The sequence below is a fragment of the Vreelandella sp. ssv genome, assembly GCF_059448525.1.
On the sequence record NZ_CM182545.1, the window covers coordinates 2999247 to 3015871 of the forward strand.

At 55.6% G+C, this 16625-nt stretch carries 14 protein-coding genes; 3 read left to right on the top strand and 11 right to left on the bottom strand.

The window, feature by feature from the left end; genetic code table 11:
* Positions 1-25: 25 nt before the first annotated feature.
* From AC5TBW_RS13705 to AC5TBW_RS13745, 9 genes are all read right to left on the bottom strand, one after another.
* Positions 26-1798 carry a complex I subunit 5 family protein gene (locus AC5TBW_RS13705; protein ID WP_495509093.1) on the bottom strand — a complete coding sequence of 591 codons (1773 nt, stop codon included), beginning with the start codon at positions 1796-1798 and terminating at the stop codon, positions 26-28.
* Entirely contained in the window at positions 1795-3300 is a 1506-nt protein-coding gene (locus AC5TBW_RS13710; RefSeq protein WP_495509094.1) for a complex I subunit 5 family protein, read from the bottom strand. The genes AC5TBW_RS13705 and AC5TBW_RS13710 overlap by 4 nt, the downstream gene beginning before the upstream one ends.
* Complete coding sequence (locus AC5TBW_RS13715; protein ID WP_495509095.1) at positions 3297-4787, bottom strand: complex I subunit 5 family protein; 1491 nt, start codon at positions 4785-4787, stop codon at positions 3297-3299. Before AC5TBW_RS13715 ends, AC5TBW_RS13710 begins: the two co-directional genes overlap by 4 nt.
* On the bottom strand, positions 4784-5482 hold the full coding sequence (locus tag AC5TBW_RS13720) for a hydrogenase subunit MbhD domain-containing protein (protein ID WP_495509096.1): 699 nt from the start codon (positions 5480-5482) through the stop codon (positions 4784-4786). Before AC5TBW_RS13720 ends, AC5TBW_RS13715 begins: the two co-directional genes overlap by 4 nt.
* A gap of 40 nt (positions 5483-5522) precedes the next feature.
* Positions 5523-6188 (bottom strand): alpha/beta hydrolase, encoded by a 666-nt coding sequence (locus AC5TBW_RS13725; protein WP_495509097.1) that lies wholly within the window; start codon positions 6186-6188, stop codon positions 5523-5525.
* Between the two features lie 110 nt (positions 6189-6298).
* Positions 6299-8068 carry an SLC13 family permease gene (locus tag AC5TBW_RS13730; RefSeq protein ID WP_495509098.1) on the bottom strand — a complete coding sequence of 590 codons (1770 nt, stop codon included), beginning with the start codon at positions 8066-8068 and terminating at the stop codon, positions 6299-6301.
* 233 nt (positions 8069-8301) lie between these two features.
* Positions 8302-8505, bottom strand: a complete 204-nt coding sequence (locus tag AC5TBW_RS13735) for a cold-shock protein (RefSeq protein ID WP_008958127.1) — start codon at positions 8503-8505, stop codon at positions 8302-8304.
* 186 nt (positions 8506-8691) lie between these two features.
* Positions 8692-10407, bottom strand: a complete 1716-nt coding sequence (locus AC5TBW_RS13740) for a GMC family oxidoreductase (protein WP_495509099.1) — start codon at positions 10405-10407, stop codon at positions 8692-8694.
* A gap of 20 nt (positions 10408-10427) precedes the next feature.
* Positions 10428-11939: a CoA-acylating methylmalonate-semialdehyde dehydrogenase gene (locus AC5TBW_RS13745; RefSeq protein ID WP_495509100.1), complete on the bottom strand. Its 1512-nt coding sequence runs from the start codon at positions 11937-11939 to the stop codon at positions 10428-10430.
* A gap of 152 nt (positions 11940-12091) precedes the next feature.
* On the opposite strand from AC5TBW_RS13745, the gene AC5TBW_RS13750 reads away from it, so the two are divergent.
* The 3 genes from AC5TBW_RS13750 (at position 12092) to AC5TBW_RS13760 (ending at position 15283) form a co-directional block, all read left to right on the top strand.
* Positions 12092-13006 carry a LysR family transcriptional regulator gene (locus tag AC5TBW_RS13750; RefSeq protein WP_495509101.1) on the top strand — a complete coding sequence of 305 codons (915 nt, stop codon included), beginning with the start codon at positions 12092-12094 and terminating at the stop codon, positions 13004-13006.
* A gap of 94 nt (positions 13007-13100) precedes the next feature.
* Complete coding sequence (gene msrA / locus AC5TBW_RS13755) at positions 13101-13727, top strand: peptide-methionine (S)-S-oxide reductase MsrA (RefSeq protein WP_495509102.1); 627 nt, start codon at positions 13101-13103, stop codon at positions 13725-13727.
* Between the two features lie 173 nt (positions 13728-13900).
* Positions 13901-15283, top strand: a complete 1383-nt coding sequence (locus AC5TBW_RS13760) for an NAD-dependent succinate-semialdehyde dehydrogenase (RefSeq protein WP_495509103.1) — start codon at positions 13901-13903, stop codon at positions 15281-15283.
* Between the two features lie 100 nt (positions 15284-15383).
* On the opposite strand, the gene AC5TBW_RS13765 is transcribed toward AC5TBW_RS13760, so the two are convergent.
* The gene (locus AC5TBW_RS13765) at positions 15384-15872 is read right to left on the bottom strand and encodes a phosphatidylglycerophosphatase A family protein (protein WP_495509104.1); all 489 of its coding nucleotides are present in this window, start codon (positions 15870-15872) and stop codon (positions 15384-15386) included.
* Positions 15872-16612: a tellurite resistance TerB family protein gene (locus AC5TBW_RS13770; protein ID WP_495509105.1), complete on the bottom strand. Its 741-nt coding sequence runs from the start codon at positions 16610-16612 to the stop codon at positions 15872-15874. The genes AC5TBW_RS13765 and AC5TBW_RS13770 overlap by 1 nt, the downstream gene beginning before the upstream one ends.
* Positions 16613-16625: the final 13 nt, after the last annotated feature.

The window sequence follows — 16625 nt, forward strand, 5'->3', positions numbered from 1 at the left end:
GACAACCGTTTTTCCAACAGACGTATCATCGCTGGCCTTCCCACATCAGTAGCGCCGCAAGTAGTACGGCAAGCATCATCATTAAACCGCTAGTATGGTGACGCAACCAGGACTCCCCCGACAATAGCCGAGTTAAATGGCCCATCAACGTCTCTTCCGCTTTTTGAGCGGTTACCACACTTGCCGATTTCAGCCGACCGCAGCCGTGCCCAAAAGCTCGGATAGGGACCAACACCGCGCCAATGACAAAAGTATAGAACCACCATAGATCGCCCGCAGGAAGCGTTTTGCCCTTCAACGGACGCGTTAGTAACCACCCCACCACCGCGAACAGTACGCCTACCGGAAATGGCCAAATAATCCCCAGCCACTCTTTCAGTGGCGGCATCTCGATGCTGCCAGCAGGCAGGGGAAGCCAAAGCGGTGTCAACAGCGCGGCGATAATGGCCACTAACCAGGCGCCCCACTGCTCTGGGTTGCTGCCCCCTTTATGACGTTGCTGCCACTGGCGCCAGAGGGCAACGCTCACCAGCGCCGCGGTGCCCACAGCGGCCCAACTGAGCAGTTTGACCAGCGATTCATGGTGCATTTCATAGAGCGGACTTTTCACCCCCCACTTGCTGACCATGCCCGCGCCGATAGCGCCCGACAGCGATATGCCGGGCAGCGCTAGCAGTGCCCATACCAATGGCAGCGGCCAGCGCGGCAAATGCTCGCTGATACTGGTGCCCATAAACAGCGAGCCTTTAGCCAGCGCGTGATGGGCAGCAAACAGTACTAAACCTGGCCACAGCAGCGGCCATACGTCTGGCGCGATCAATCCCATCGCCACCACGGCGGTCATCATGCCCATCTGGCTGATACTGGAGTAAGCCAATACAGCTTTCGGATGGCGCTGAAAAACGCCATATAGCGCGGCGCCAAACGCTGCCGCCAAGCCCACGATCAACATTCCGTTGCCAAACTGGGCTAGCGGTGCTGACACCTGGTCACTACCTAATGGCAGTACACTAATCCAGCCTAGCAGCCCGGCCTTAATCATCGCCCCGCTCAGCACGGCACTGGCTGGCGCAGGCGCTACCGGGTGCGCCAACGGCAGCCATACATGCAAACCGATGACGCCTGCTTTTACGCCAAACCCCAAGCACAGCAAGGCGGCCATCCAGGCGCCATGCTCAGCGACAAGGATGCCTTCACGCACACCCTGTAGCAAAAGTGTGTCGGCCTCTCCTGCCGCCCATAAAAACCCACCTAATATGAGTCCTTCACCGACGACGGCTAATATCAAATACACCTTGGCGCCCAGCTTGGCCTCGTCTGAACCGCTATGCACCACCAAGGCGTAAGCGGCGAAGGTCATCAGCGCAAAGCCTGAATAGAAACTGGCGATATCCTGAGCAATGACCAACAGTACATTGCCCAGCAGGGTTAATGGCCACAGCACCGACAGCCGCAGCAAACGTCGCTGTGTGTCTTGATCCCCCGCCTTGGCCTTCTCTTGCTCCGCCGCAAAATAGCCTCTGGCATGAATGGCAGCGATGCTCCAAAGCAGCGCCGTAAACGCAAGCCACGGTCGGCTTAGCGAGTTAAGCTCCCATTCGCCGCCCAGCATCCAGACATCGATCGTCCAGTGCACCTCCCCGCCATAGGCCAACAATAGCGCTGGCCAAGCGGCGCTTAGCCACAACACTGAAAAATAGCCCTGCTGTGCAGCGGGGGGACGGTAAGCGTTCCATACCGCGACACCCGCAACGCCGAGCGGCCAGATCAGTGCCAGCGCCAGCAGCAATGTCATCATGGCAGATACTCCCCGGATGCCACGCGAGCGGCCCAATCCAAGGGGCTAAAGGGAAGTCCGGCAAATAACCCAGCGCCCAAGCTGGCCATGGCGGTAAACACCATGGGCCAAAGCAGCCAGCCATGGGTTTCTAAACGGCCTAAACGCTGCTCTTTGGGCCAACTGCCTTTGCCATGGGCTGGGCCCAGGCGAAACCACAAGCGATGTACAATCGGCAAAAAGTAGATGGCGTTGAGCGTGCTGCTCGCTACCAATACGGCGACGACCCAATACATCTCGGCCTGAATCGCTCCCATGCCGAGATACCACTTGGTAATAAACCCCGCCACGGGAGGAAGGCCAATCATGCCTAACGCGCCAATGGTAAACGCGATGCTGGTCAACGGCATGCGCTTACCGGCGCCATCCATTTCGTCAATGCGATGGATCCCCAGCTCTTCGGCGTAGTTACCGGCACAGAAGAACAGCGTGACCTTCATTAAACCCTGGTGCAGCAAGTGTGCGAGCGCACCGACAGTACCAAAAGGGCCAAACAGACCTATCCCAAGAATGATGTAGGAGACTTGGCTGACGGTGGAAAACGCCAGACGCGGTTTCAGCTCCTCCTGGGCAATCGCCCTTAACGAGCCATAAATAATCGTGATGGACGCTGCTACTGCCAATACGGTAATCACACCCAGCTCTACGCTCAGCTCAATACCGTATAGGTCATAAACAACCCGTAGAATACCGAAAGCCCCCGCCTTAACCACCGCCACCGCATGCAACAACGCACTTACTGGCGCCGGCGCCACCATCGCTCTCGGTAGCCAGCCATGCAGAGGCACCATAGCCGCCTTCACCGCAAACCCACCCACTAACAGAGCAAATATCAGCGTTAGCAGGCCACGATGATCGTTTAAATAGTCGCCCAATCCCTCTTCAGAAGAGAACGATTGGTCCCCTGTCAGGGTATACAGCAGCACCGCAGCCAGCAGCAGTACCACGCCCGCGCTTAGCGTGTAGCGCAAATAAACGCGTCCGGCATTGAGGGCTTGCTGCGTACCGTTGTGAACCACCAGCGGGTAGGTGGAGAGCGTTAACATTTCGTAGAAAACCAGAAAGGTAAACAGGTTATCGGCCAGTGCAATACCGATCGTGCTGGCGACGCAGAGGCTAAAGAAGCCAAAGAAACGCTTCCGATTAGCAGAACCTTCCAAGTAACCAATGGCGTAAATGGTAGTGCATAGCCACAGCAGCGATGACAGCCCGGCAAACATCACTCCTAGCGCATCGGTACGCAGAACAAAATCGAGGCCACCAATGACTTGAAAGCTAAAAATATCTTCATGCCCTGCGGCCACCCGTCTGACCATCAGGGTGACTAGAATAATCTTAAACACCGCTGCCACGAGGTTAATGGTCGTACGCAGCCGCCTAGCCTCTTCAGGCAGTGTGAAAATAGCCACGGCGACCAGTAACGAAGTAGCCAAAGCGGTTAACGGTAACCAGGCGGCGTTCATGGGCTTCCTCCATGCATCAATTCCAGCGGGAAATGCGCTAATAGCCCAAGCGCGAAAGCAGTTAATGCGAGAGTCAAAGCAATGAAGTCCATACCTGGCGCCAACGGCTGATAACGATGGCGGGGCGCCGTCTCATCAAAGGAGTAGCGAAACATGCGAAAAATATAGGCCGCGGTCAGCAGCGTACCGGTTAATAGCGCTGCCACCGCCCACCACTGCTGAGTGATAATCATCGCTTGAAGCAGCATCCACTTAGCCGTGAAGCCAGAGCTCGGCGGCAGGCCCATCAGGGTGATTGAGGCAATGCCAAACACTAATAGTGAAAGTGGCAAACGGCGACTAGTGCCGGCCAACCCTTTAAGCGTGCTCTCGCCAGTGGCCAATATCAGGTTACCAGCGGCCATGAACATAGCCGCTTTGGCAAAGGCGTGACCCATCAATTGCAGCCAAAACCCTTCCCAAGCCAAGGCACGCGGTAACGGCGCGATATCCGGCCCCAGTAACAGAGGAAAAGCCACCATCAGGTAGCCCAACTGCGCGACGGTTGAGGAAGCGACCAAGGTTTTCAGCGAGTCTGTACGCCAGGCCAACAGCCCCCCCCAGACAATCGCGAACATGCCCAGCCAGGCGATCACACGCGGTGCAAAAAACGTATCCGGCAGCAGGATGCTCCACAGCTGCAGAAGCATGAACAGAGATGCCTTGATCACCAGAGCGGCATGCAGCGAGCTCACCGGAGTCCAGGCATTCTCGTGCACGGGGCTCAGCCACGCATGTAAGGGAAATAGTGCGGCCTTTAAGGCCAGTCCGGCGCCTATTAGCGCGGCGGCGAACCAAGCGACGGGGCCTGGCTCTATTACCTCGGCTAAGCCCTGTAAATCCAACCGACCCCAGTGGCCTAAAATCAGCGCCACCCCAAGCAGATAGGTTAGCGACCCTACCAGTGCCAAGAGTAAATAGCGCATCCCCGCCACAAGGGCTGGTACTTTCCCTGAAAGCATCAGCATGCCCACCGCTGCCAGCCCCATTAACTCCAGGGCAAAATACAGGGTGAGCAAGTCGGTGGCTAACCAAATTAACGAAAGCGCACTTAGCAAAACGCCCATCAAAGGCCACAGCCAGCGTGCCAGCGGCCCGGTTTCGCTCAGTCGCAAATAGCCGGGGGTATAAAGCGCTGCTGCAACACCGATCAATTGTGTCGTTAATAGCAACAGCACACTCAGCCCGTTTAAGCGAAGCGACAGCTGAATACCGGCGAATTCCCACTGCCAACGCAGCAATCCCGCTTGTTCAAAGGCAGCCAGCAGCAGCACCCCAGACGCCAATACCGGAAGGCTAGCCAGCATAACGGGAAAGGTACGCTTAGGGGGAAACAGTGCGGCTAACAGACCTAAAATCAGCGGCAAACCCAACGCGACTATCAGCGCCCAGTGGGTGCTCAAAAGAGGCTCAAAAGTGCTATCGAAGAGGCCAAACCGCCAGATCATGTGGAGCGCTCCTTGAGTGCGCCGTCACGACCTAAGGCTTCGACCCCTTCCAGATGTAAAAGCTGCCTTATCAGCAGTGCGCCAAGCATCGACCCCAGCCAGGCAACTAGAAGCCCCACGCTGATCAGGGCCTGAGCAGCCGGGGAAGTGCCCGCCACGCCAGCTAGCAGCATAAACACCGCAGAACCGAGAATATTGAACGCCAGCAAACGGCGCAGCAAATGGCGATGCAATGCAAACGCCCCCAAGGCACTGGCAGCGATCAATACCCCCGCTAAAAGCAGCGGATGCTCCGAAGGGGAATACGCCATGTCGGCGATAATATAGCGAATAGCCGCGCCGACCATGACAAACCAAGCCAGCGCCAATACAACGCGCATGGCCACTCGCGACCAAGGCTCGTTGAATTTATCGTGTTTAAGAGGCGATGAAGCGCCAGGGGAAAGATGCCCCAGCGCATAGAAAAAGCAGGGTCCAGACAGCATTACTCCAAGCAACAGCTCGGCCGCCGCCAGTAAGGGCGCCTCAAGTTGCCACCAGGCCAGCGTCATGGCAACAGAAAACCCAACGAAGAAACAGCAGGCGCGCACTAAGTGGCGATCAAACAGGCACACTAGTGCCGACCCTGTTAAGCACAGCGCCAGCAGCACTTCTATTACATCAAAAGATACGATCGCATCTGAGAAAGCTATCATTCGTTTTCGCTACGTCCTTGCATCGGGCACGAATAGGCGCTTAGCTCAGGCGCGCAATCAGCCATTTGCCGATATCATTCACCTGCTGAGGGCAGAGCGCGTGCGCCATGGGGTATTGGCGATAATTGACTGCATAACCCATCGCTTTTAGGCGATCGGCGCCGCTGCGACCCAGGCTCTCGGGCACAATCGGATCAAAATTACCGTGCTGCACTTCCACCGGAATCTGACGGTTGGCTTCCGCGAGATCGATATTGTCTGCTGTCGCAAAGTAGGTCGACATAGCCAAAAGTCCGCCCAGCGGCGCGGGAAAAGTAAGCGCTGCGTGATAGGCAACAGCGCCCCCTTGTGAAAAGCCCGCCACGATAATGCGCTGGCTGTCGATACCCTGGTCGATTTGCTCTTGGATCAGCGCCTGGATTCGTTCAGCAGATTTCTTAAGCTGGCTCTCGTCTACCCTGCGCCCCAAATCCATGGCAAGAATATCGTACCAAGCGGGCATCACCATGCCGCCATTAATCGTCACCGGTAGGCGTGGCGCATGAGGCATGATAAAGCGCACGTGAGCCGACTTGGGCAACCCTAGCGCTGGCACCAGCGGTTCAAAATCGTGACCGTCCGCACCTAAGCCGTGAATAATAAACACACACGCATCGGCGGGTTGACCATCTGTCGGCTCAATAATCAGTTCGCCAGGAGCAGTCATGAAATCATATTCCTTATCTAAAAAGCGCCACCCTAGCGCAAACCAGCGTTAACCGCGAGCGGCAGCACACTTAAAAAGACCCTGGTACTCTTAAAAAAGGCACGCTTTATTTAAAAGGGCCACACCAGGGGAATCAAGAGTAGCGCTATCGCGCCGGTCAGTATATTCAAACCACTCCCCAGGCGAAGAAAATCGCTGACCCGATAGCCGCCGGGGCCATACACCATCAGATTGGTTTGATAGCCGATGGGGGTTAAAAAGCTCGCCGAAGCGGCAAACATGACCGCCACCACATAGGGCATCGGGCTAGCGCCCAAGCTTTCTGCGGCGCTCATTACCACTGGGAAAATAATCACCGCCGCTGCGTTATTGGTCACCAGCTCCGTGAGAAGCGCGACCACGCAGTAGGTGCCGATCAGCAGCAGCAGAGGATTCCCCGCCACAAAAGTGAGGACCCCACCCGCCATCACCTCAGCGGCGCCGGAACTCTGCAGCGCGGCCCCCACCCCAAAGGAAGCGGCAATCGTGAGTAGCACCTGAGTATCCAAGCCACGCTTGGCTGCCCCCACCGAACAACATCCCGTTAATAGCGCTAATGCCGCTCCTAACATGGCGGCGTTGAGCATGCTCAGTACGCCTAAGGCAGCGAGTAGCACGGCACCTAACAGCAGGCCCCATGCTAGCGGTGCTTTTTCATGTATTGGACGGGCGGCCCCATTCAGCTCGCTAATCAATAAAAAGTCGCGTGACTGACGATGACGCTCAATAAACGGTGGTCGTGCTTCCAGCAGCAGAACGTCAGCGGGCTGTAAACGCACTTGGCCCAGGTTGCCTTTCACGCGCTCGCCTCCCCGGCAAATTGCCAGCACTGCCGCCCCATACAAGGTTCTGAAGTGGCCATCGCGAATACGCTGACCGATAAACTGGCACTGATTAGACACCACCGCCTCGACCAGGCGACGCTCCTTAAACTCTTTCTCCAGACTCGACGTATCATCCCGAGAAGGAATCAAACCACGAATTTGCTGCAACTCCACTGCGGCGTCAGAGGTCCCCGCAAACACCAGGCGATCACCGCCTTTTAACTGTTCACCAGGGCCAACGACACTAACCACGTTACCCGCGCGCTCAATTTCAACTAGAAACAGCTCTTGTAAGTGGCGCAGTCCCGCTTCTTCAACGCTACGGTCAACCAGCACGCCGGCAGGGTCGACTTCCATTTCGATGGTGAACTCACGTGGGTTGGCAAACGCATTGGCCACCCCCTCCCGGGCAGGCAGTAAGCGTGGCCCCAGCAAAATCAAGTAAGCAAGGCCTACCACCGCGACGGGAATGCCTACCCAAGCCAAATCCAGCAGCCCCATCCCCAGTTCGGGGTAGCGCTCTAGCAGCAGCCCATGCACCACTAAATTAGTGCTGGTACCAAACAGTGTGATAGTACCGCCTAGAATGGACGCAAAACTAAGCGGCATCAGGAGTCGCTGGGGAGATAAACGCAGCCTGCGACTCCAGCTCATTACGGCAGGAATGTAGGTGGCGACCACGGGCGTATTATTAACAAAGGCGCTAAGTGCCGCTACGGGTAACAGTAGACGAATGAGCGCCCCCCTTTCTTTATCAGGGCGCCCAAGCACATAGCGGATGATCAGATCGATACCGCCGGTTTCACGAATGCTGGCTACCAGTACATACATAAAGGCAACGGTAAACAGCCCGCTGTTGGAAAAGCCTCCCAGCGCCTGCTGGGGGTCAATCACGCCAAGCGTCATCAATATAATAACCGCGCCCAGCAGGATAATATCCGGCCCTAGACGTGAGAACGCCATTAGCGGAAAAATTGTCAGCACCACCGCGACTGCAATCCAAGCATCAACCGACATCACCACAACATCCTTCATAAATAAGCATGGGTGTATTGTGAGGCCAGCCCTATATTCTAAAAAGTTATTTTTAGAAACATTTAAAGATCAAAATGGAATATACGCATATAAGCAGTGAGGTAGGTGTCGTTGCACTAAATCGTATAGATACAAAAAACCCCGCACTTGGCGGGGTTCTTTGGTCAATCAACGCTAGGCGATGATTGCTAACATCTCAATGTTTAAGAATTAACTTAGACAACTTTGATGTTAGAAGCCTGAAGGCCTTTTTTACCCTGGGTGACGTCGAAGGAAACCTTCTGGCCGTCTTGCAGAGATTTGAAACCTTCAGACTGAATTTCAGAGAAATGCGCGAACAGGTCGTCGCCATTGTCGTCAGGAGAAATGAAGCCGAAACCTTTAGTGTCGTTAAACCACTTAACTGTGCCAGTTGCCATGATCGAAATCCTCGATGTAGCTAATTAAAACCGGGAAATACCCGAAGTGCAGTGGGTAAAACAAGAAACTTTCACCAGATTTAACGCTTGAGGCGCTTCTATGCTGCTGACAACGTTCAACTTGCTAACCAACTGCGTTTATTCTGCGCCTAACCAGTAGCTACGTCAACACACAATAAAACACCGCTACACAGGCTCGCGTACCGGAGCCGTTTCTGACGCATGGCTGCGTTCAGCCAATAGCCATCCGGCGGCCTTCTCCGCAATCATCAGCGTGGGTGAGTTAGTGTTGCCGCTGGTGATGGTCGGCATAATGCTCGCATCAGCCACCCGCAATCCTATAACGCCGCGCACTCGCAGACGCCCGTCAACGACCGCCATGGCATCATCCGAACGGCCCATTTTGGCAGTGCCAACGGGGTGGAAAATCGTCGTGCCGATATCACCGGCCAGCCGGGCTAGCTCATCGTCGCTTTGGTACTCGACGCCGGGTTTGACCTCTTCCGGCGCGTACTTGGCAAACGCGGGCTGCTCGGCGATCCGCCGGGTGACACGCAGAGAATCCGCCGCCACCTTGCGATCCTCTGGCGTGCTCAGGTAGTTAGGGAAAATAGCCGGTGCCTGTCGTGGGTCGCTGCTTTTAAGCCGCACCGTGCCTCGGCTGGTGGGATTCAAATTACACACGCTGGCGGTAATTGCCGGGTAGGGGTGGAGTGGCTGGCCAAAGGCCTCCAGGCTTAATGGTTGCACATGGTATTGAATATTGGGGTGGGTATGCTCCTCAGAGCTGCGGGTAAAGGCCCCCAACTGCGAAGGCGCCATACTCATCGGCCCAGAGCGTTTAAGCAGATACTCCAAGCCAATCCCCGCTTTACCTAACAGTGTACTGGCCATGGCATTCAGGGTTTTGCCGTTGGTGATTTTATATATCGAGCGAATCTGTAGATGATCCTGCAGGTTCTCACCCACTCCGGGCAATTCATGCACGACTTCGATGCCATGCTCGCGTAGCAGTTCACCCGGCCCCACGCCGGAAAGCTGAAGTAGATGCGGCGAACCGATAGCACCCGCGCAAAGCACCACCTCGCCACTCACCATGGCGCGCTGCACCTGACCACCCCGCTCTACTTCCACACCTGCGCAGCGCAGCGTCTCCCCACGCTTGTCAAACAGCAGTCGATTGACCTGAGTGGAGTGCCAGAGCGTTAAGTTGTCGCGCTTCAGCGCGGGTCGCAAAAACGCCTTGGCGGTATTCCAGCGCCAGCCCGAGCGCTGGTTGACCTCAAAGTAGGCCACGCCCTCGTTAGAGCCGCGGTTAAAGTCCTCAGTACGCGGAATGCCAGCCTGAGCGGCAGCCTCGGCAAAATCATCCAGCACCTGCCATTTGAGGCGCTGCTTTTCGATCCGCCATTCGCCGCCGTGGCCGTGGAAATCTCGATGTTTTTCATCGGCATCGCCGCCGTCATCGAGGCGGTAATGATCTTCGTGTTTCATAAAGTCGGGTAAGCAGTTTTCCCACTTCCAGGCATCGTCGCCCGCCACATCGGCCCAGTGATCGTAATCCCGGGCCTGACCACGCATATAAATCATGCCGTTGATACTGGAGCATCCCCCCAGAATCTTACCCCGCGGATAGATCAACGAGCGGCCATTAAGCCCTTTGTCCGGCTCGGTGCGAAACAGCCAGTCGGTACGTGGGTTATTAATGCAGTACAGATACCCCACCGGAATATGAATCCAGTGATAATTATCACGCCCGCCCGCCTCTATCAGCAGTACACGGTGGTTGGGGTTGGCGCTCAGCCGATTCGCTAGCAGGCACCCGGCGGTGCCTGCTCCCACCACGATATAGTCAAACTCTAAACCAGCATTCGGCGCCGCTTGTGATTGTTGTTGAGCCATTATTGTTATCTCCGCTGGGTCTACTTCGCGGTCGGCATGACGAACTCAGCACCGGCATCAATTGAGTCCGACCAGCGCTGCATAATTGATTTCTGCTTGGTGTAAAAACGCACCCCCTCTTCACCGTAGGCATGGGTATCGCCAAACAAGGAGCGCTTCCAGCCGCCAAAGCCGTGCCACGCCATTGGCACCGGAATAGGCACATTGATCCCCACCATGCCGACCTGAATACGGCGGCCAAACTCACGTGCCACCGTACCGCTTTCGGTAAAGCAACTGACGCCATTGCCAAACTCGTGATCGTTAATCAGTTGAATTGCAGTGGCAATATCCGGCACCCGCACACAGACCAGCACCGGGCCAAAAATCTCCTCTTTATAGATCGTCATCTCGGGGGTGACGTTGTCGAACAGCGTGCCACCCATCCAGAAGCCTTCGGCGCAGTTCTCACCCGCCGCTGAGGCCTCAAAGTTGCGGCCATCGACGACCAGTTCAGCGCCTTCAGCCACGCCTTTTTCGATATAGCCGGTAATCCGCTGGTGGGCTTGGCGGGTCACAATGGGGCCCATTTCCGCATCAAGGTGCATACCGTCTTTTACTTTTAGCGCTTTAGCCCTCTCAGCCAATGCGGGCACGACTTTATCCGCTACGTCGCCTACTAACACCGCCACGCTAATCGCCATGCAACGCTCACCGGCAGAGCCGTAGGCGGCACCGATGAGTGCATCAACTGCTTTATCAAGGTGGGCATCCGGCATCACCACCATGTGATTTTTAGCCCCACCGAGTGCTTGTATACGCTTGCCGTTCCGCGCACCGCGCTCGTAGATCAAATTGGCAATCGGCGTAGAACCCACAAACGACAGCGCCTTAACGTGCGGATGGTCGAGCAGCGCTTCCACCGAATCCTTGTCGCCCTGTACGACGTTGAAAACGCCGTCGGGCAGACCCGCCTGTTTTAGCAGATCAGCCATCAACAATGAGGCGCTAGGGTCAAGCGGGCTTGGCTTCAAAATAAACGTATTACCCGCCGCAATGGCTAGCGGGAACATCCACATCGGCACCATGGCCGGGAAATTAAATGGCGTTATACCAGCGACCACGCCCAACGGCTGGCGCATCGTCCAGTTATCGATGCCAGTACTTACCTGCTCGGTATAGTCACCCTTGAGCAATTGCGGGATACCGCAAGCGAATTCAACAATATCAATACCACGTGCGACTTCCCCCTGGGCATCGGTAAACACTTTGCCGTGCTCTTTGGTAATCGCTTCGGCTAGCTCGTCTTTGTGAACGTTTAACAGCTCTAGAAATTTGAACATCACCCGGGCACGGCGAATGGGCGGCGTATCGGCCCAGGCCGGAAAGGCAGCTTGCGCCGCTTCGACGGCGGTGTTCACATCTTTTGATGAAGCGAGGGATACACGGCCGGTAACACGGCCGCTGGCGGGATTAAAAACGTCCTGAGAGTTTGAAGACTCGCCAGCGGTGACCTGGCCATTAATAAAGTGCTGAATCGCTGTTGTTGTCATGGGAGTACCTGTTTTAAGAGCGTAGGGTAAGTGCTTACAAAAAAGAGCCTGCGTTTAGCCTAGCCTACTGGGCGCTGGGAACAGATCAATTGAGTTATTTAAAAGCCAGTTATAAGCTTTGCTCATATCACTGGCATGCGTTGAGGCCCATCATGCAAGACTACGCTACACTCCGCGCCTTCGTGGCCGTTGCAAGAACGGGCAGCGTGTCACGCGCCGCTGAACAGCTACATTTGACGCAACCTGCCATCAGCCTAAAATTGAAGCACTTACAGGCCAATTTAGGTCTCACGCTGTTTAGTCGTCGTCCCCAAGGCCTCGCGCTAACACCCGACGGCCACGCCCTGCTTCCCGCCGCTGAAAAAGCCCTGGCCAGCGCCCAGGCGTTCGAGCAAACCGCTGGAACGCTGCACAGCACGCTACGCGGCAAGCTCTCCATCGGCACCATCGTTGACCCGGAGTTTCTTCGTTTAGGCGCTTTTTTAAGCCGCCTGATGGCACGAGCCCCCCAATTAGAAACCGAGCTTCAGCACGGAATGAGTGGCAGCGTTCTTAACCGCATCGCACAGGGTGACCTGGATGTCGGCTTTTATCTGGCACCACCAGGCGAAGGCCCTGGATTGAACCAGGGACATGAGGCACTGGCTTGGCGCGAGCTGACGCACTTTGATTATCATGTGATTGCCCCTGCAGGCTGGGAAAACCGACTCACTGATACCCGTTGGGAGCACTTAGCTACGCTGCCCTGGATTGTTACGCCACAGGATTCCGCCCACCACCGGCTGCTAAAGCAAGCGCTCGCCAAGAGCGGCGCAGTGCCTAACCGAGTAGCCCAGGTTGACCAAGAAGCTTGCATGTTGGATTTGGTCCGCGCAGGCGTTGGCTTAAGCCTGGCCCGCGACGCTTTGGCAATGACTGAGCGCCAAGAAAGTGGCCTGGCAGTCGTAGACAACATCCGCCTGCCTTGCGCATTAAGCTTTGTATGGCGACACGATAGCACCGCCGAACCGACCGTGAACGCCGCACTCAACACGCTGGACGAAGTATGGCCACATCGCTTGGGCTAGGCTGGAAGAAAAGAGTTGTAAGGAAAGGGAACGCCAAGCCACTAATCGAATCAACATTCAGCGATAACTCGCCACCGCCACTGGAGTGCTTGCAATGACTCGATTGCCCCTTCTTCGTCCACTTACGCTTTGCGTGCTGGCTACCGCTGGCATCGCCAGCACTTCGCTTCAAGCTCAGGCCACTCAAGCGGAGGCCACGTTTGCAGGCGGCTGCTTTTGGTGTATGGAACCCCCTTACGACAACCAGCCCGGTGTTAGCGCCACCATCTCCGGCTATATCGGTGGCGAACTCGAGAACCCCTCTTATGAGGACGTCTCCCGGGGCGGCACGGGTCATGCTGAGGCCGTGCAAATTGCATATGACTCGGCGCAGATCAGCTACGAGCAATTGTTGGAAATTTTCTGGCGCAACATCGACCCCTTTGCGGTAGATCGTCAGTTTTGCGACGTGGGCGATCAGTACCGCTCGGCAATCTTCTATCACGACGAAAGCCAACGTGAACTCGCCGAAGCCTCCAAGGCGGAAATGGAAGAACGCTTTGACCGGGAAATCGCCACCCAAATAGTATCGGCGACTACCTTCTGGCCTGCCGAAGAGTATCACCAGGACTATTATCAAAAGAATCCCGTACGCTATAAGTTTTACCGCTATAGCTGTGGTCGCGACGGTCGCTTAGAAGAGGTGTGGGGCGAAGAAGCGGGTGGGCCTACATTTGAATAAAACCATTAATGTTGAACTGATTGATTGAATCAATGCCTGAAACTGAGTACCTCTATTATGCAGAGGCGCTCAATTTGTACTAGAGTGTTACTGAATTAGAAATAGACCGGTCGATTAGACGCCCAGGAGCTGGACGTCATGACCAACACGTTGATCTATAGATAGGAGATCTTATGAGCAACAGCATCACGACGATTAACCCGACTAACGGCGAAACACTCGATACTTACGCACTCATGAGTAGTGCTGAAGCCAAGCAGGTAATCGATGCCTGCTACGATGCATTTCTCGATTGGCGGCTCGAGTCACTAGAAAGCCGCGCCAAAACGGTGAAGGCGATTGGCCAAGCAATGCAAGCGCACAAAGAAGAGCTTGCTGACCTGATGGTCAAAGAAATGGGCAAACTACCTGAACAAGCGCGCCAGGAAGTTGATCTGTGTACCGCTATTTGTGACTACACCGCTGAACATGGTCCTAAGAAGCTAGCCGATGAAGAGCGCCAGCCCGGCAACGGTGAGCGTGGCTTTGTGACCTATTCACCCATGGGCGTCATTTACGGCATTCAACCTTGGAATTTCCCCGCTTACCAAGTAGTTCGCTACTCTATCGCCAATATCATGGCCGGTAACGGCGTCCTGCTGAAGCACGCTGAAAACGTAACGGGTAGCGGCCTGCTGTTGGAAAAAATCTATCGTGAAGCAGGACTTCCCGAGAACGTTTTCCGCACGCTCGTGATCTCTCATGATATTTCCGATGAAGTCATTGCTCACTCTGCGGTGCGTGGCGTCACCCTGACAGGCAGCGACGGCGCGGGTCGCAAAGTGGCCACCAAAGCCGCTGAGCACCTCAAAAAGACCGTGCTTGAGCTGGGCTCTAACGATGCCTATCTGGTGCTTGATGATGCCGACATGGATGTGGCGATTGACACCTGCGTTCAAGGGCGTGTCTACAACGGTGGTCAGACCTGTGTAGCAGCCAAACGCTTTGTAGTGACCGAGAAAAATTATGAAGCGTTCAAAGAGCGTTACGTTGCACGCATGCAGTCACTAAAGGCGGGTGATCCGACCCAAGAGGGTAGCGACCTTGGCCCCATGGCTCGCGTTGACCTGCGAGACGGCCTTCATGACCAAGTGGAAGAGAGCGTTCGCAAAGGCGCGAAGATTCTCTGCGGTGGTGAAAAGCCATCCGGTAAAGGCGCATTTTACCCGGTCACTGTGCTTGATAACGTGACCCCCGGTCAGCCAGCATACGACGACGAGCTGTTTGGTCCGGTTGCCGCGCTGATTCGCGCCAAAGATGATGAAGATGCAATGCGTATCGCCAACGACAGCCGTTACGGCCTGGGCGGCGGCATCATCTCTAAAGACGTCAAGCGCGCTACCGAGCTCGCCAGCAAGTACTTCGATACTGGCATGGTGTTTATCAACGGCTTTGGTGTCGCCACACCGGAAATGCCCTTCGGTGGTGTTAAAAACTCCGGTTACGGCCGTGAACACGGCGGCTTTGGCATGCTTGAATTCGTAAATGCCAAATCAGTCATCGTCGTTCAAGAGTAATACGGCGAGCAACTGCAACAACCTTCATTGAGTTGTGAGTTGTAAAAACTAGCGCCGCAGGCTTTTATCAGGCCTGCGGCGTTTTTTTTTGCGCGTATAGTCACGGGCTTAAATGTTGTTCAGATGATCGGCGCTGCCATAGCTTTAACCCTATCGCTATCACCACCCAGGTCACCAGCGCTGCGATAACATCATCCAAGACAATGCCCAAACCACCATTCACATACTCGGCCAAATGAATCGGCGGGGGCTTTAATGCATCGAAAAAACGATAAACGACAAATGCCAGCGCCATGATCAGCGGCTGGCGCGCTGCCTGTAACCCGATGACCGCCAGCGGGAACGCCACATACTCATCGGCGACGATACTACCATGGTCCAACCCGTCGTAGTGCCACGCAGCGATGTGGCAAACCGGCACCGCCAACACCAACAAAACAGCAATGAGGATGCCCTGCTGACTTAGCGGGCGGCTTAACAACCACCACGCCAATGGGATGCCCAGCAGCGAGCCAACGGTACCCGGCGCCATCGGCGCTAGCCCCAATCCAAAGCCGGTAGCCAGCCAAAAGTTAAACGTATCCAGCATTAACCCGCCTGCTCTGCTTGGCGCTCAAGCTCAGTGGTCATCTCTTTAGGTAGATTCAGCGCACTAGCCAACTGATCCAGCCAGGCACGTTCCATAGGATTTTGGTCATCGGTCACGGCCACACTGATCAGGTACATCTCGCGTGCTGCCTGGGGAGAGTCTGCTTCACGTGCCAGGGCCTGAGCATCCAGCGGTGCTTTTAGCTGCTGCTCTACCCAGTTGTGCATCTCTTGATCGGCTCCTAAGGCATCGATCTGCTCGGTGATCAACGCCTGCTCCTGCTCATCAATGTGGCCGTCGGCACGTGCCGCCATAATCATTGCCTGCAGCAGCTCCAGGCTACGACGCTCTTGGATCTCACCGCTAAGGACGTCAACCCGTTCGCCCTCTGACGCATGTTGGGTATTTTGCTGCCCACTGTCTTTTTTTGCCGCCTGGGAGCTTTGCCAAGCCTTCCACGCCAGCATGCCTACCCCGGCAATGGCGCCATATTTTAGCGCTTTGCCACCCATGCTGCGGCCGCGCTTAGAGCCTACTAACATCCCCATGGCGCCGCCACCGAGCAGGCTTTTAACATCGAAGCCGCTAGAAGAGCCACTCCCCTGGCCACTGCTACCGCCGCCTAATTGCTTAGACAGACCGCTCAGCATGCCTTTAACGTCGACACCATTGCTACTGCTACCCTTCTGGCTACCGCCAGCTTGCTGCATAAGCTGCTGTAAAATTTTGCTCGCGTTCATCCTTGTACTCCTA

Bases quoted from the DNA above. Each gene is read 5' to 3' on its own strand.
- AC5TBW_RS13725 (WP_495509097.1), bottom strand. From the start codon at position 6,188: ATGACTGCTCCTGGCGAACTGATTATTGAGCCGACAGATGGTCAACCC.
- AC5TBW_RS13715 (WP_495509095.1), bottom strand. From the start codon at position 4,787: ATGATCTGGCGGTTTGGCCTCTTCGATAGCACTTTTGAGCCTCTTTTG.
- AC5TBW_RS13745 (WP_495509100.1), bottom strand. From the start codon at position 11,939: ATGACAACAACAGCGATTCAGCACTTTATTAATGGCCAGGTCACCGCT.
- AC5TBW_RS13735 (WP_008958127.1), bottom strand. From the start codon at position 8,505: ATGGCAACTGGCACAGTTAAGTGGTTTAACGACACTAAAGGTTTCGGC.
- AC5TBW_RS13765 (WP_495509104.1), bottom strand. From the start codon at position 15,872: ATGCTGGATACGTTTAACTTTTGGCTGGCTACCGGCTTTGGATTGGGG.
- AC5TBW_RS13750 (WP_495509101.1), top strand. From the start codon at position 12,092: ATGCAAGACTACGCTACACTCCGCGCCTTCGTGGCCGTTGCAAGAACG.
- msrA (WP_495509102.1), top strand. From the start codon at position 13,101: ATGACTCGATTGCCCCTTCTTCGTCCACTTACGCTTTGCGTGCTGGCT.
- AC5TBW_RS13710 (WP_495509094.1), bottom strand. From the start codon at position 3,300: ATGAACGCCGCCTGGTTACCGTTAACCGCTTTGGCTACTTCGTTACTG.
- AC5TBW_RS13705 (WP_495509093.1), bottom strand. From the start codon at position 1,798: ATGATGACATTGCTGCTGGCGCTGGCACTGATCTGGCCGCTCGGCGTT.
- AC5TBW_RS13760 (WP_495509103.1), top strand. From the start codon at position 13,901: ATGAGCAACAGCATCACGACGATTAACCCGACTAACGGCGAAACACTC.
- AC5TBW_RS13720 (WP_495509096.1), bottom strand. From the start codon at position 5,482: ATGATAGCTTTCTCAGATGCGATCGTATCTTTTGATGTAATAGAAGTG.
- AC5TBW_RS13740 (WP_495509099.1), bottom strand. From the start codon at position 10,407: ATGGCTCAACAACAATCACAAGCGGCGCCGAATGCTGGTTTAGAGTTT.
- AC5TBW_RS13770 (WP_495509105.1), bottom strand. From the start codon at position 16,612: ATGAACGCGAGCAAAATTTTACAGCAGCTTATGCAGCAAGCTGGCGGT.
- AC5TBW_RS13730 (WP_495509098.1), bottom strand. From the start codon at position 8,068: ATGTCGGTTGATGCTTGGATTGCAGTCGCGGTGGTGCTGACAATTTTT.